The organism is Vibrio sp. B1FLJ16, assembly GCF_905175385.1.
Lineage (GTDB): Bacteria > Pseudomonadota > Gammaproteobacteria > Enterobacterales > Vibrionaceae > Vibrio.
Map to the genome: position 1 here is coordinate 660,091 of NZ_HG992750.1, position 15,900 is coordinate 675,990.

Below are 15,900 nucleotides of genomic sequence, written 5' to 3' on the forward strand. Positions count from 1 at the left end.
TGGACTGATGGCGACACTTTATTTGTTTGGAAAAGAACTCAGTGTAAGCGAGAGTGATACACAATCAGAACCGTCTCCAATTGAAAATGGTCTCGGAGAATTAAGCCTCTGGTTGAAACCAGGTAGCAATAAAATTCAGATCTGGTTCGAAGGGGATGTGCCTCTCGGATACGTCTCATTCAAAGCCACCTTTAATTGCAGAATAAAGCAAGAGTGGGTCGAGCTTATTCCTTTTGATAGTGATGCGTTGCCTATTGCGCAAACTGTTAGAGTTTTGCCAACGTATCTCAATCAATCAGGGAACGATTTAGAACTGCTTATTCAGGCAATGCCTCATGAGTCTAAACTCGGGGTTGGTTTCTACGACGAGTATAAAATCGCAGAGCAGACTTTAGGTCATGCTGGGTTTGGCTCTGCTACCGAGGCTAGTCTTATTAGTTGGGTAAGCGAGATCAATGAGGCTTATATAGGTTTTAGCATTGGGTCTGACGCAACCAAACATAAGATTATCTTTCTTAATAATTCCACTAACAATACAACCGGTAATGTCAGTGTATCTCACATTTTTGATACGGAAGAAGAGTTAGGTGATGGCTTTGTTCATGAACAGTCTCTCGCATTTATAAAAGCCATCGCGACTGATAAAAAAATTGAAGCGTACTTAACAGCGGTAGATGGAGCACTTTGGTTACACGCGGATATTCTTGACACCAAACTATCCGGTATCGACGGCAAAATTAAAACCAATAATCAATTGCTGTATCAGTACGCCTTGGTGAATGGCCAACTTGTTACATCGTCTACCCACGATGGTGTGTTATGGGATACCACCTTGTCATGGCGAGGTGCCGATAAGGGTGATTATGAGCCGGCTGTTGTTATGCCACGATTGATGGACGAAAGCGGATTGCCACTTGCTTTCGTTGGAAATGATCCTTATCGGTTCGAGAAGGGGATTCCCATCATATTTCGCAGAGGTTTAAAATGCGAGATAGCGGAATGGCTAGATCCTGAGGATCTTGAACTCACCAATGCTGCTGTTGTTGTCGGCAGGTTCGGTAGCGACGGGGAGCCAGCTTCGATCGAAGGCCGACTTCGTCGGATCGATCCACTGACTGTTTCGCGCAAGCGTCGCAAGAATCGCAAGAATGATCGCTTGAAGAAACCCTCTTGGATGAATCTAAACGATCATTCGGTGAAACTTTTTCGTGGTCCGTGGGAAATTCACGGCATTGCTCTTGGTACTTTCCTTGAATGGTCGAAATCCGATGCCAATCCAAGTGATGATGGTATTGCATGTAGCCTCGAATTCAGTCGCATTGATGATAGTGCGTCTCAGGATATGCCCATTTTTGTTAAATCGAATGTTAAGTTGACTGACAGTGGTGTCTGGACACTGGTCAGCCAGCTCGAAGAGCGCGACGTTACAAGAAAGGACGGTAAGGAGCACGAGCGGGTTGGTCGCAGGACAGCGAGCCCGGTTGTTGCTGGCGATCCTTTACTTCCCGCCATCGATACCAACTACGCGCTGGCCAATATGACAGGTCGAGGCCGACAACAGCAATTCATCAAAACAGAAGGCGATGCTTGGGTAGCGGGGGAAGTTGGTCAACAATATACCGGCGGTTTGTTCAGTCAGGACAAAATGGATGATCAACGCCATCGTTCTGGCACCCGCATTGGGGCGCCTGAAACCCAGCGATTCCATGATGTTATTGATGTACCACCGTTGAAGGCACTGTCACCACACGATACGGGCCGTACAGGTGTCACGTTAATTCCTGTTCAGCAGCCGAGGGCTGTCGGTGCTGAAGCCGTCACCAATGCTGATCTTTTTACTGATAATCAGATAGCTTCAGATCTAAAAAAGATGAGCACATTTTTGTTCGGCGGTACTGGTGAAAAAGACAATGAGATCGTCAAGACATTCACCGATCCACTTAAAGCTCCCAACAAGAACTTCAGCGATTTGTTCGAGCGCTTTGAAGCCATTTGGAATGGTGGCAAAGTTTACATTGAGTACCTGAACGGAAAAGGCAAACTTAAAAATGAACTGCCGGAAGTTGAAAAGGCTTATGTAGCATTGCGCTTGTTCCTTTCGTCGCCATTGCCTAAAGCAGACGATCCTGTCCTCGAATACAAGTTCGATCAAGCAGCTCAATCGCTGCGCGAATTGGCTCGTCAACAAAGATGGCCTGCAGGTCTCGACGTAACGATGCAGAAGATAGAAACACAGTTACTTACAGTTACAGAAGCTGAGCTCAAACAATGGTGGACCAACAGGACCATTCCCTCGCTCACTAACGACGAGGCAGAGATCATCCTTGAATATCTGTGGCGCCCTGCGGATCAAGCGCTCTACCGATCGGCGGTGCGTCTTTTAGTTACTGATGTGCAAAAGCTCAAACAGCACCTTAAGATCATTAAAGAAGAGATCGTACGATTTCCGAGGACATGGAATAACAACGTCAACAAACAGCTCGAAGCGATCCCGGGACTTCTTAAACAGGGTATTGAAGAGCGCTTCGACGCCATCGTTAATTACTGGTCACAACAAGTAAAGAAAGGTGCTGAAGCTGAACTCGATCGACTTTGGTCACAATATGGCAATAAGCTGACCGATCAAGTTTATGAAACACTCGTTGAATACCAAGCGGCTGCCGGTAAGGCGGTTGAAGTCTATAACGGCATAAAGACTATCGCAGATACCGTGAAGTCTTATAAGGAAATTATTGAGGATCCCGCCAAACGCGATGCCGTGATCAATGCATGGCGAAACGCTGTAAAAGACGATCTTGAAAAAGTTGCTTGGCAGCGACTTAATGAGCTACGCGAGCGTTACATCGGTGAGAACGAGGAAGAACTGATCGAGCGTATTGCGGATGTATACCTCTTCGCAGAACGGATCCATACAAAGTTCCTAGCCATCAAATCACTTGGTGATCTTCTGACTCAAAAGCCTGACTACTTATTCATGACTAAGCGTTTTAAAACGGCGCAAATTGAGGAAGAGGATTTTCGTCTCTGGAACCACAACTTCGATCTCGCGAAGACAATTAGAGACAAGCAAACAGATAAGCTAAAGGGCTGGCGTTTTTTTCCGGATACCGAAACTACCATCATCGTTAAGCTCGGCGGTAATCGAACGTTAGCAACTATTTTAAAAGAGATTCACAATTCGTATGTTGCACCGAACCGACCCAATCCACTCGGCATCATTGTCGATCCTGCAAAGCCGGAACAGGTGAAAGATCCGGTGAAGGTGCTAGTCAAACAATTACACCCTGACATTCTCGTACCGAGTTGGCGAGGTGTTTTGTTTATCAGACCGACTGCCGACTTAGCAGAAGACAAAGACCTCAGCGATCTCGTCGGGTTTTCAATGATTACTGCGCAGTACGTAGCAGTAGGCGGTGGACGGATTGCCGGTGGTACAGAACTCGAAGCCTTTTCAGAGCTTGACGTTTACGCCTACATCCTTAAGCAATCAGAAGTGAGTAATCCCGATGATATAAGCAAGAAGGAAAAACCACGGCGTGATGTTCACCTAACCCTGACCAAGTTCGAAGCGATGATTAAACGGACCCAACTGGAGTCCGGTGAGATTGCGTTCAAACTCGATGCTAAGGATCTCTTCGGTACCACGGCGAGAGATGTTGAACCTGCAAACAGTAATGCAAAGTTCAAGTCTGTTGTCGTCCGAGGAACTTTGCCACCAAAGAAAGAAAACAAAACCGACGAACCTCGTTCGTTCGAGTTCGGTGCCTGGTTTGAAAAACCCGAAGAGTTCGAGCTTAACGTACTTTTCCTCAAGAGCCTTGTTATGCACTCGATTCGCGTCGCTCGCTCTAAAGGTAAGATGGCACTCGAAATCGATGCCGATCTTAAATTTGATAATAATGTCAAGTTTGGTGATTTCATATTCAACCAGATAGATTACGACGGACTAATCGCAAAGCTAAAAGACTTTCGTATCGTTCTTCCATCGTTAGGGGAAGGCGGCGTTCTGGATATTGGTGTACCACGCCTTCTGGATTTTGAATTCCCGTCCGTTAATATCAATTTGCCAAAACCAAGGGCACTTAACTTGGGGGGGCTAGAGTTGAAACCGTATGGACTCGGATACTTTCGTTTCAAGAATCTACCCGATGTTCCAAGCTTCGATACTTCTGCATTCAAAGCACTGCTTTGTGGTCATATATGGCTCGGTAACTTACCCAATCCTTTTGAATTCGAAGAGGGTTTGGAGGTCGACTTTCCACATATCAAATGCCGCATCGATTTTGGTGAATTGCCGGCACTCGGTGCCGTCGATGCTAAGGGATTGGTGTTTGATGCGGTGCTGGGCTTCTATCGCTACAAGGATTGCGAGGGCAAAGAATTGTCCCCACCTCGCCCAGTCATCGGTATTTCAAGAGCGGCGGCAGAATATATCAAGATTGATTTGTTCCGCTTACTGTCTCTCGAGATCGAGGATTTTCGTTTTGCTCAATACAATGCGCTGAGTGATGTCAATAAACCAAAAGATTTCAATGATCCGGTTTCTGCCGTAATGGCAGAGAATGTCCGTATCAAGCTGTTCGGTTGGAATCCTCTTAGCGATGACGATATTCTGCAATTTTTGCTCATACAAGGTGAACCCGGTGACAACCGCACGCGCACTACCAAGGGTGCACTCGGTTTCCTTTCTTCTGCTAGCGCCGATAACTTTATCGGCATTAAGTGGCTGATCCTCGCGCACAATCTTGCGCTCGATCCTAAGGTTCTAAACTATTTAATGTGGACACCGATCGGTGATGATAATACGACGAATATTATCGAAGAACTTGTCGAGCCGAAGGATAGACTGCCTAGTGCTGGTAATAGGGGTAAAATAAAAGCACAGTTAACCAATGAAGAGTCATGGTTGACGGGCGCTGCGTTCAAAATCGGTAGTGGCTTACTCGATACCTGCAGTTTCATCCTTCATGACCAACACTATTATGGTATCTCATTGGCTGCGGACTGGTTGGAAGAAGCCGTTGGTCAGCGCCGGTTAATCATGGCTTATATCCCTGGACCGACACCGGGTCAAGATCGTTTTCGCACCAATTTCCGAATTCCTGCTCTGGATTTTCTGGGCGTGCTTAAGTCAGGTGAGTTCGCTATTGAATGGGGAGTGAATCTTGACTTCCTACTTGATGTGGGTTTCCCGTGGTCGACGCAAGGTGACTATGACTGGTTCAGGACATTCTCGATTCCGGTTGGTACTTACGAAGCAAAAATGGGTTATTTCTTCGAAAAAACCACTGCGATTTTGCCTTCTGGGGAACGGGCGTTAGCTATTTCTGCCGGAATGGGATTCTACGCTGGTTATTACTTTGGGTACTCATCATCGATTATCTGGATCAACGCGGGTATTGGTATTTTCGGCGTTTTACAGGGCACGCTCGAGTTCGCCTATGAAATGGAAGACAACACCAATTTACCAAATCCTTTCAAAGGGCGGATCCGCAGGATGGAAGTTGTCGGTGTTCTCGGTATCCTGGCGTATGTCGACGGCGGTATTGATGTCTGGGTTCTTTCGGCTCGGATACGCGCTTCGTTACAAGCTTCAGTTGCAGTAGCCGTCATTTACATTCCAGGTGGTGTTTCAGCACTGACCTATCAGGCCAATCTTAGTGCTCGTTACTCCGCATCGGTGCGTGTAGGCAAAGGGCCGTTCAAATGGACTTTTAGTGTGAGCGGGAGTTATAGCGTTCCAGTCAACGGGCAAGTGCTCCTTAACTAGGTATATAAAGAATGACAGAGCAGAATTCAAAACCAATCTTCGTATCTTTTGACTTCTACCATGCAGGTATCTATTCGGTGGATCAATCGGGTGTTCGTGAGCGAGGTGATCGAGAAAGTTATGCGCACGAAAATCCGTATGTTTATGTTATCGCCAATGCCTATATTCTCCGTGCAGTTAAAAATACACCGGATGGCCGCCCAGTACCGGTACCCGGTACGGAGTCTTTTTTGACTTTCGAGGAATATCTCAAAAATTGGCTAGATGGTGATGAAAGTACCGATGTTCATTATGTGACCGCCGATCGGGAAACGATTAACTCTATATATAAGAGTATCCCTGAGAGTGAAAACGACTCAAATGTGGTTCTTGAGCGCATTCCAGTGCCATTTCCACGCCATACCGCACTTTCGCTTAAGATGAAATTGACACAAGCCAACCGTCCTCCAGTGGTCTATGACCGGACACATACTATCGGCGAAGCCGTCGCGCCATTCAAATTGTCAACGAAAGACTGGTTTCGCTTTGCAGCACAAAACTTCATAGAGATACCGATAACCAAAATGGGTGCCGTCCCTGTTGAAGGTGGTGACATCAATTCTGCAGCCGACGTGATCACCACGGCTCAAGGCAAAGAAATTCTTGATTGGGCAGGACTTATCTTGCAAGACATTCTCGGCAAACCGGAAGGTGATCGTTCCGATGTGGAACAGACCATCATGTCGCTTGTTCCCGGTGTCAAGGTTGATACGGTCGCTCAAGTATTGCGTAATGGCGATCCATTCAAGGGATGGGAAATCGTGCATCTGCTTCGTCGGCTACCGCGGGAAGATAGTCAAGCGATCGGTCCGCATAAGTACACGCCTCCAAAACCTGTTTATTCACGTGAACAGCTTGAAAAGCTTGAGAAACACTATACAAAACTGCAAGACGATCCGGCTAAACAATCGGAACTGTTTAAACAGGTGTTTGGTGATGCATTGGGCGATGGCGGTGACACTTATGCAGAATTTCTTGGTCGCGAATTTGGCCTCAACTACAAACGCGCAAGCGATATAGGTCAGCCCGAGGTGGTTGCCGAGGTGCTTAAAAACCTGCAACAGGGCGTCACCGATTTATTTGCATACGGAGAACGTCTGCGCTGGCCAAAACCAGATGCAATATCAGCTGGACCCAACAACAAAGATTTAATGATTCTGCGTCCCGATAATGGTGATGGATGGTGCACTACCAACGCTCAATCATTGCTCGGACAAGTGTTTCGAATCGGTCCGCTTGATCACAAGTTCGGTCTTGAGGATATAGAAGTTGAAAGCGTTAAGGTTGGAGGGGAATCACTGAAAAAGTTGAGCGGTGATGTTGATGATGAGGCAACCAAAAAAGTTGCTCAAGGCTTCAAGACATTGATGACAGAACTCCAGTACGCATCGCAAAATGATCTTAGCTTTTCAGCGAAACTTGAACGCGACAAACGAAACCCAGACGGCATAATCTCTTATGTACCCAAAGGTGTCGCTGGCGATACTTCCGCCAGTTTGAAATCTCCGAAAGGTAAACAGATCGTTCGTATACCGACATCGCTTCTCGATGCACTAGAAACCAAGCGTCGTGTTTCGTTCCCACCAGCATTCCACGAACGCAGCTCGGATAAACCTAGAAAGGACAATGCGTTTCGCATCGAAAGCCCACCGCGTCGTTTGCTCGAACCCAAATCACTTTTTACAAATGGTGAATACATCCTTGAGTCTAAAAAAGACCAGGGTCACAAATACCGGCCTTCTGTATCCTTCAAAGTACAAGTACGTCGCATTGGCATGGTTGGGCTAAACGGCAATGCTAAAGCCATCTACGAATTCAATCTAGCGAACCAGCTTCATAGAGATGACCATGCTGTATTCCATGCTCGTCTTTTATCCGCAATTAGTGGCGCAACGTCTCTACCAACTGAGCTTTGGGTATCCCAGTTTGAAAGCGATGGACAAACCGTTGCTGTACCTAAGGACTATAAACTTACGAAGTCGAGCTTTATAGATCTTAATGGTACGGGTTCTTATTACGGCACCGATGCCAATGGGCAGACTTTCTTCCGCATTGTCGATAGGCAAACAGATGAGGCCAAGCAGCTTGGAACCTTGTTAGGTAATATTCCCGAGGCTAAAAATCCAAACGAAACAACGGTCTTTACGCTTGATCTCGTAATGGGTGTCGGGCGCAGCTCGGCATTCAATGTGCTAGAAGTTTTAAGGCAAGCGGATTTCGACAAAGAAGGTTTAACGTTTCATCCGAATTCGGTCTTCACAACAAAGCTCAGTTTGTCAGCCGAGCGTATTCATGAACGCTTCAACCTTACACTTAATCCACATCCGCAGACGCCGGATGAAGACGGCGATCTCGATAATAACCCGAATGAGAATGCAGACGGAATCTTCGATGATTTTGCTAACTTCAATAAGTTGCGTCTCTACCTTGAGGATCCTAACGACCATAATACACCGGCCATCTCACTGACTTATCCCTCGGCGCTGTTGCCGCTACCATTGCGTACTGATACTGATACAAAAGATCATCTTCAAGTTCATGAGTATTCTGAATGGTCATCCGGCAATCCACACTTCAGTTATTGGATACCTCATCAGTTCTCAGAAGAGATAGTCGGTAATGAAGAAGATCATGATACTTATTCGAATCATGAAGATACAACCGAGGTTGGCCGTTATCTGGTTCGCCTAAAAGCCGGCCAGCAATGGCAACTTAACGGGCATATCGAAAACGGTTATAGCTATCGAGTTTGGCTCGACAGCCTGAATATCGATTTACCACTTTCAGATGATATTCGTCATATAGCAGGTGTGGTGAATCGCCAAGAAACCGAGATCAAGGACGATGTTAAGGAGCCTAAACCTGTCAGTCCAGCCATTGTCTTTACCCATGTAATCAACGATGACGGCACGAATGAACGTGTGGTTCTTCGACTTAACCGCGAATATGCCAAAGAAGCATTGGCCGCCTACGAAAATGTTACGAAGGATCCAGTCACCGATGAAAAGGTACTGCCAGGTAAACGACCCGCACAGTTGCGTGAGTTGTATGATGCCTTGATGGATATTCACCGCGCGGCTACCGGCATCAATCCTGATACAGATGTTGATGCCGGTGCACTTAGATTAGTGCTTGAACGGTGGAATTTTGATAACAATAAAAATGTGCCACGCGCCGATGCATTTAGGTTCCCTGAGATGGAACGCGAATTCCCCGATATTGTTGGTAACCTGTTATTACGGGATCGGGGAACTTTTGATGTGCCACCCAGCAAAGTGACACCTTGGACAGATCTGCTTAGTGATTCATTCGGTGGTTCAAACGGATTCCGTGCAAAATTGGAAAAGGCAATCGATGACAAAAATCACCCTGCATTCGAGAATATCAATATAAGTCTGGGCCCGGGAAACCCATGGTTTGGACACATGATGATGCGGGTAATACATCGATTTCTCAGTCGACGAACCTACTTCGTTTGGGCATGATCATTCGCCGCCCAAAACATATGGTGTCGCCCGAACTGACAACCGGCACACTCGCGGTCTTGTTAAAGCAGGATGCGAACGAGTCAGATAAGCTGCCGCGTATCGATGACGCCGATCAAGATGAAGCCTTCCGTGAAGATCTGAAAAATTCAGCAGTAATGGCGACCCAAAAATATCTCGCCGCCGCTGGTCGTACAATGTATGCCGAAGGCGCTTCGCAACTTCACAAATCTTTCCATTGGGTGCGTAGTACACCGTTCGATATTGAGGAAGAAGATCCTTCGGGTATCCCGACCTCGTCAGGTGATAAATCGGCGCTGGAAGAAGATCTTCCCGCAACTCGTCGTCGGCGTCTATTCGGTGAAATAGTTGACCTTGCTGATTTCCCAAGTGGAATGCGATCGCGAGTCGAGAAAACTGTTGAACTCTACTATGTGCTGTTCGGATTCCTTCCCGTAGCTAAACATCCACACTTCATCGATGCGCAAACGACTTCAGAATTTCTTCGGTTCCTAATTGAACTGTTATCGGATATTGCTGCCGGCCATCGTCTTGAGCGTTTTGGTATTGATGTATCAGATTTACAGGCCGAAAAATATCTTGAACTTAAATTCCGTGCAGAAACAATTCGAGATAGGTTGGCGAATAAACTGGTTAGTGATTTTGTTGCGCGCGTTGATGACAGAGAAGGTCTGTTGGGTGAAGACAAACCACAATCAGAAGAGGCGCGGGCGCTATTTAAGAAAGTCGATGATCAAGTCAATGAGCTTATGAACAGTGATGGCAACAGGAGCATTACTGATGCCATTAAAGGTGCGCTGAAACGCGATCTGTCATTGTTCAATTGGGCTAAGGCACTCGGTGTTGGTGTGTTCGATAAAGAGTCTTTTTCGGAAAGGCTTTATAGCTTAATGATCCACAAGAAAGTGCGTAAAGACCGTATCGTTAACGGTGCGTTGCCTGGTGGACCGACAGATGAAACAAGGTCTAACCAGTTGCGACCACTGACTTTTCCACACTTTCTTGGAAGGCCTGGCAACATTGATACAGGGGTGAAAGCTAACCGTTTCTTCTTAGAGATCCTTGATGACAAACGTTATGACAATGATTTTGAGATAGCAGAAGCTACGTATGATCAAAATAATCGCATGACAGCCCGCGGCGGTGCCTATGGAAGAACTGCGGAAAGTTTAATCGAAATTAAGGATACCTATCCAACCGACTACGAAGCTGAAGCGGCTAAGCCATTCGAACCGCGAAGCGTTGAAGTGGATGTTGTTCACTACAATCCCGAATGGCGATACAAGAAGAAGAATGATCCTAGTGGTCAATTAGTTAAGAAATATGTACTGCCATCTCGGGATGCGCCAGAAACTCCACAAGTATTGGAGCCTGATCTCGATGAAATTGTTGACGACAATGATCGTACACCTAATCCCTGGTTCTCTGAATTTCCACCAGAAAATGTCGAAGGAAAAGATACGCATGTTCGGTTCAAAGAACGGATTAAAGAATTGCTGGTAGATGGGCGACCGCACCCGGACGATGCAGAAAAGTATGAATTTGAAGCGAAGAAGCCACACATTGAAGGCAATGTGGAATTGAAACATATGGAAGACAGCTTTGCTGTGGCTGAGTTTGATCCTAAACATCACCCTGGTGAAGGTTCGCCGAGTGACGGTTGGTATCATGCAGATAGTTACCTCACGCACTTCACTTTCATCATTGATGGTGATGAGGAAACGCGTCAGTCGGGTGGTTCAGCCGATATGTACGACGGCTTCTTGAACGATACCTATGTTATCGAAGTTGATTCTCGTGAAAAAGCTTTCGATGGTGAAGAAAGTAAAGAGCAGGCTTCTTTTAAGGGTGGGAAGGGACTTCGTAACAGGTTCGTTCACCAACAGACGTTAAATGAGCAGGGCAAAGTAAAGGAAGCCGAAAACGAAACCTATACAATCTCATTGAAAGATGCATTGGATGAGATCGAGGCTTGGGCCCTAGAGCCTGGAAAGTTAGATAAAGTATTAAAAGATAATATCCCCTCGAAGGAGCATCGCGTATCTATCCTCCGGCCGAACAAACGACAGAAAAATAACTCAATTAACTCTAAAGTAGATCAACGCGTTGAAGCACGTTATACAATGCGCCGTAAGATCGACGGTCAGGAGAGCAACCTACATGTAAAAGGACTCAAAACAGACGGCGAATCAGGCAAGGTGAGCGCCCTCGGTTCCGTCGTCGCAGTCGATGCGTTTCGTATGTACTCGAAGGATGGTGAGGATCAAGAAAATGACTACGGCCGAATCGTTCTTCGTGTTACCGTGCTAGATGACCCATGGCGTCATACTCGATGCAGAGTGCGCGTTTTAAGAAACGATGTTGATGTCGATGGTGATATCGATCCAGACATCAATCCGGACTTCGTTATGACTTCACCCAACTCGGATTGGGCGATCTATCCATCTTACTTCATCATCTATAGTGAAGATAAGGTGCTTGACTTCGCTGAACCAATACGTGCACTTAAAGTGATTTCGGATGACCCGCAAAAAGCTGCCACAGAATGGTCTGCTATGCATAAAGGTACGAAAGACTTTGGTCCGATGTTGCATAACGTTTTAACACAGCAATTCACCGATGATGAGTGTAAAAAGCGTCCTTACTGGAATACCGACAAATTGATCCGCCATAGCATCACTATTGATGGTGTTGTGGGAATGATGATTGACGACCAACATCCGAGCTGGACTATCGAAGGTAAGGATTCGGACGAAAAAATCCATGAGCGTCATGACCTCATCATTAAGCAGAATCTACGAAGCGCTACCAATTCGCGCCTTCCCTCCACTGAAGAAGGTATGGCGCAACTGACCAGCAGGTTACGTAAAGAACTCATCCGCACGGACATGCCGAATATTGTCGTCACTTGGTACGATGAACAGGAAGTTCCGCTGATGGAAATCAATTGGCCGGTCGTTTGGCAAGATGGTGAAGTTTAAGTGACATTGACATTGAGATTTAAGATCTCGATGTGCATGAATTTTATTTGAATAAGGAACTATAGTGATGAGTAACTTCGCAGTAATACCTGGTGTTGGTGTGATTACATGTCAACAAGCCGCAGAGTATAGAGATACGCGACTTTTGATGGAATATGATGCGGCGATACGTGAATATGATGCTGGCAGAGAAAGACGCATCCAACTCGCAAAAGAGAAGTTTAATGCACATATAGCGACTATTAGGCAGGAGTGGAATAAAGCAAACGCGGCCAATAAACGAAAGATCGCCGCTAATGGTGTTGGTCTAGCGTTGTCGATTGGTGGCGTAGCCGCAGGCTCATGGATGAACACGCGTGCAGGGCTTACCGCCGTTGAAAAACAAAGTGCAGATATTTTACTTAATAGGGGTACAACCTTTGTAGAAACCGCGGTAAGCGGTGGATTAACTGGCGATATCAACACGGCCAGTATTCTTTTGCTTCCCGTTCTTACCGTGGCTGCTGTGGTGAGTTCTCCTGTGGTATCAGTGGCTGCGACGGCAGCGGGTATTGGTATTGGTTTAATTGGATTGGGTGAATCGTTAGCGGACTATTTCCTCGATGAAAGTGAATATCAAAATAATGTAGACATATTCGTCAGTGCTTTAGAAAATTTATCTGAACGATCGGTATCTAGTGATATAGCAAAAATTATGCAGATAAAGAATGAGATCGATGGTGCGTGTGGTTAATGGATAAATTATAAAAAAGTAAGAAAATGTATGAGTCACAAGGTAAGCGGTTAGTACCTGGCATTATTGACCAGAGTCTTCAAGCCTTTTAGGCTTCGGTGATATTCCATGGCAGAAGGGACTCGATCTGCTCTACTGTTTCGGCATACGGTAGTTTAGTCAAGAGTGTGTGAAGGTATTTATGAGGCTCCAGCCCATTCAGCTTCGCATTTTCCACTATGCTGTAGCAGACAGCACTGGCTTTTGCCCCTTGTGAACTATCTGCGAACAACCATGACTTTGTTTCCTAAGTCAGGGAACTAAATCATCAGCCTACGAACTGATTAGCTAAGTTCGTTAAAATACTTAGACTAATGGCCAAACCTCGCTACAAAACAACCAACTGGAAACACTATAACCAAGCTTTAATCAATCGCGGTTCACTCACATTTTGGATTGATGAAGAGGCTATTCGGTTATGGAAACAAATGAAGCAAGGCAAACGGGGAAGACCTCGTTTGTTTAGTGATCTAGCGATTACAACAGCCCTCATGGTTAAGCGGGTATTTTCAATGCCGTTGAGAGGTTTGCGAGGATTCATCAATTCGTTTTTTAAGCATCATCATCTGTACCTGATCCTAGCGCTATAATTCAGTAAGAGAGGTGATGGGTGATGTTAGAGAAAATGGATGCCTTTTTTGCATCAATGGGTCTAACCGGAGACGATCTAATCTGGTTCTGGCTAGGTTCTATAATCTTCAGCTGCCTAGTGATGGGGTTCATTCTCTGGATCGGAGGCTGGGGTGCACGACATGCACGTAAGCGAGCAAATCGCCACACGGATTCATAAACGCCACTCTAAACCTGAAACCTGCCATGAGCGATAGCTTCAACACATGTTGTTCGAATGATAATCACCAGGAGACTGCGGGTATCCTTTTTATTAGCACTTTTAGAGGCAGAAGAGTAACCTGTATAAGCCATGCTGAGGACTCTGCTGCTGTGGCTTACCAATACGCATGCTAACAAAGGTTGTAATGTTCGTCGGCTTCGTATGCTCAATGGCCGGGCTGTCATTTGTATTAAACTATACAGCAGAAACCTATGACTAGGGGTAATGCATGAATTACGTTCTCGGCCCGATTATAATCACACCTGAACTTTTTTTTATTCTGTGGCTTTCGATGCTCTGTCTTGGGTTAACAGGAATGGGCTTGTATATCCATTTTCTGATTAGAAACTCAAGAAATACTAGAAAGAATTCCACAAACAATGATGCCAACGGTGAGGTCAAGATTAAACGCTAGTCCCAATACCAATATATTAAGGAAGTCTCGCCTTAAAGAAGGGCATATTAATCAAAAGGGATTGATCCCCCTTTACTAATAACTACTTATCTATCAATGCCTGAAAAAGGGCATGTCAATCAACGCTATTGTCTTTCGGCACTTACGGCCTGTCGGGTGTCCCACCTGAATAGATCCGCAACACAATTCCGCTTTGTTATTTTTGTCTTAGTTCTCCTCATGACTGGAGGGCGAAATGAGCAAGAAAAATTACGTGGGTCATCTCATCCACACACCAAGAGATTTTACCAAGCCTAACTTTAACTTAGGGTCGAGAGACATGGTTAAAGCTCTTATCAATGCCAGCTTTGAAAACCAAGGTGGCATCGTCACGAATACCCACAGAGCGAGATTGCCCGCTCTCAAGTTGTTTATCGATTTCATTAAAACGAATAAGTCTATCAAACGGTTAAACGATATAGAGAAACAACACGTATGGTACTTTGGCGAATTTCTGAAAAACAGCGCAGATAAAGAATTACTCTCTCATGTGACGGCTCGCGATTACCTTTCTCACGTCAATCGCGCTTTGGCACAAGCCAGAGGTGATGAAGCTTGTGTCGTGAAAGCAACTCGTGATTTGGATTTTTTACCAAAATCCGGTATTGCTACTATCGATGAAGCAATGAAAGAGGCAATTCATAGTAAAGCGCTTACGCAGGTGAACCCTGAAGTCGGTTTTGTCATGCAGTTGCAGCGCGCCTTTGGCTTTCGATTTCGAGAAGCCTCGTTATTCGATGCGACAAGGGCGCTGGAAGAGCTGAATAAAGGGCTACAGCCCATGTTAGTGCGTGGAACCAAAGGTGGACAGCCACGTGCGTTACCTGAAATCACAGAAGCAAAACATCAATTGCTGGTGCAAGTGGCGACCTATCAGCAGTCACATCAACAGCATTCGCTTATCCCAGTACATCAGTCGTTGAAAGCTTTTCAAAGTGATGCCTGGCGACAAACCAAAGCCGCTGATGATGCATACCGGAGCCATGGTGAGCGCAAACATTTTGCTTGTCAGTATTATTTTGAGCTGGTGGGCGTTCGTTGTCCGGTACAAGCTAGCATAGCGCACGGTAAAGCGCATTATCAGTATATAGCCACCACATTGAACATTAGCGAACCCGAGGCCAGACAGCGCGACAGAGAGGCTCGTTTGAGACTGTCTGAATTGCTCGGTCATCATCGCATGGGCATCACCAATGCGTATTTGGGCTAAGTCATGAATACACATACCAGAAAACAAATCCTGACGATTATGGCGCCGTATCACAAACGCGGTATTCCTTATCGTAAAAAACAGGTGAAACGCCTATTGATGATATTTGAAGATATCTTTCACCATGAGCCTAACGTCGCAGAGCAGTTAAATCGCGTTGGACGTCGACAACTTATTGGTTATTGGGAGCGAACCAAAGAGGAAGGAGAGCAAGTTCGCAGAGAAAAATACGCCATTTTGAAGCTGTTCTTCGAAACCGCGAACTTGAAAGTGAGAGTACCGATACCCAAACGGATAAAGCAGTAAGTCATGAGCTATACCTTACCCATAGCTGCT

Annotated in this window: 7 protein-coding genes and 2 pseudogenes; 8 read left to right on the forward strand and 1 reads right to left on the reverse strand. The window is 45.9% G+C overall.

Features of this window, described 5'->3' with window-relative positions:
* Window positions 1-7: 7 nt before the first annotated feature.
* The 4 genes from KHN79_RS17050 to KHN79_RS17065 all read left to right on the forward strand — a co-directional run bounded on the left by KHN79_RS17050 (window position 8) and on the right by KHN79_RS17065 (window position 13,029).
* Window positions 8-5,770, forward strand: a complete 5,763-nt coding sequence (locus KHN79_RS17050) for a hypothetical protein (RefSeq protein ID WP_182010077.1) — start codon at window positions 8-10, stop codon at window positions 5,768-5,770.
* Between the two features lie 11 nt (window positions 5,771-5,781).
* On the forward strand, window positions 5,782-9,294 hold the full coding sequence (locus KHN79_RS17055) for a hypothetical protein (protein WP_182010076.1): 3,513 nt from the start codon (window positions 5,782-5,784) through the stop codon (window positions 9,292-9,294).
* A complete protein-coding gene (locus KHN79_RS17060; RefSeq protein WP_182010075.1) occupies window positions 9,222-12,296 on the forward strand; it encodes a hypothetical protein in 3,075 nt (1,024 codons plus the stop codon). Before KHN79_RS17055 ends, KHN79_RS17060 begins: the two co-directional genes overlap by 73 nt.
* Before the next feature lie 64 nt (window positions 12,297-12,360).
* Window positions 12,361-13,029 carry a hypothetical protein gene (locus KHN79_RS17065; protein ID WP_182010074.1) on the forward strand — a complete coding sequence of 223 codons (669 nt, stop codon included), beginning with the start codon at window positions 12,361-12,363 and terminating at the stop codon, window positions 13,027-13,029.
* A gap of 88 nt (window positions 13,030-13,117) precedes the next feature.
* Here the strand turns inward: KHN79_RS17065 and KHN79_RS17070 are convergent.
* Window positions 13,118-13,309, reverse strand: a pseudogene (locus KHN79_RS17070) (transposase domain-containing protein); the annotation flags it as partial.
* A gap of 73 nt (window positions 13,310-13,382) precedes the next feature.
* Here KHN79_RS17070 and KHN79_RS17075 point away from each other — a divergent pair.
* The 4 genes and pseudogenes from KHN79_RS17075 to KHN79_RS17090 all read left to right on the forward strand — a co-directional run.
* Window positions 13,383-13,625: pseudogene (locus KHN79_RS17075) on the forward strand (transposase); the annotation flags it as partial.
* 56 nt (window positions 13,626-13,681) lie between these two features.
* On the forward strand, window positions 13,682-13,858 hold the full coding sequence (locus tag KHN79_RS17080) for a hypothetical protein (protein WP_182010073.1): 177 nt from the start codon (window positions 13,682-13,684) through the stop codon (window positions 13,856-13,858).
* A gap of 692 nt (window positions 13,859-14,550) precedes the next feature.
* Window positions 14,551-15,564: an integrase domain-containing protein gene (locus tag KHN79_RS17085; RefSeq protein ID WP_182010072.1), complete on the forward strand. Its 1,014-nt coding sequence runs from the start codon at window positions 14,551-14,553 to the stop codon at window positions 15,562-15,564.
* A gap of 3 nt (window positions 15,565-15,567) precedes the next feature.
* Window positions 15,568-15,870, forward strand: a complete 303-nt coding sequence (locus tag KHN79_RS17090) for a hypothetical protein (RefSeq protein WP_182010071.1) — start codon at window positions 15,568-15,570, stop codon at window positions 15,868-15,870.
* Window positions 15,871-15,900 lie beyond the last annotated feature (30 nt).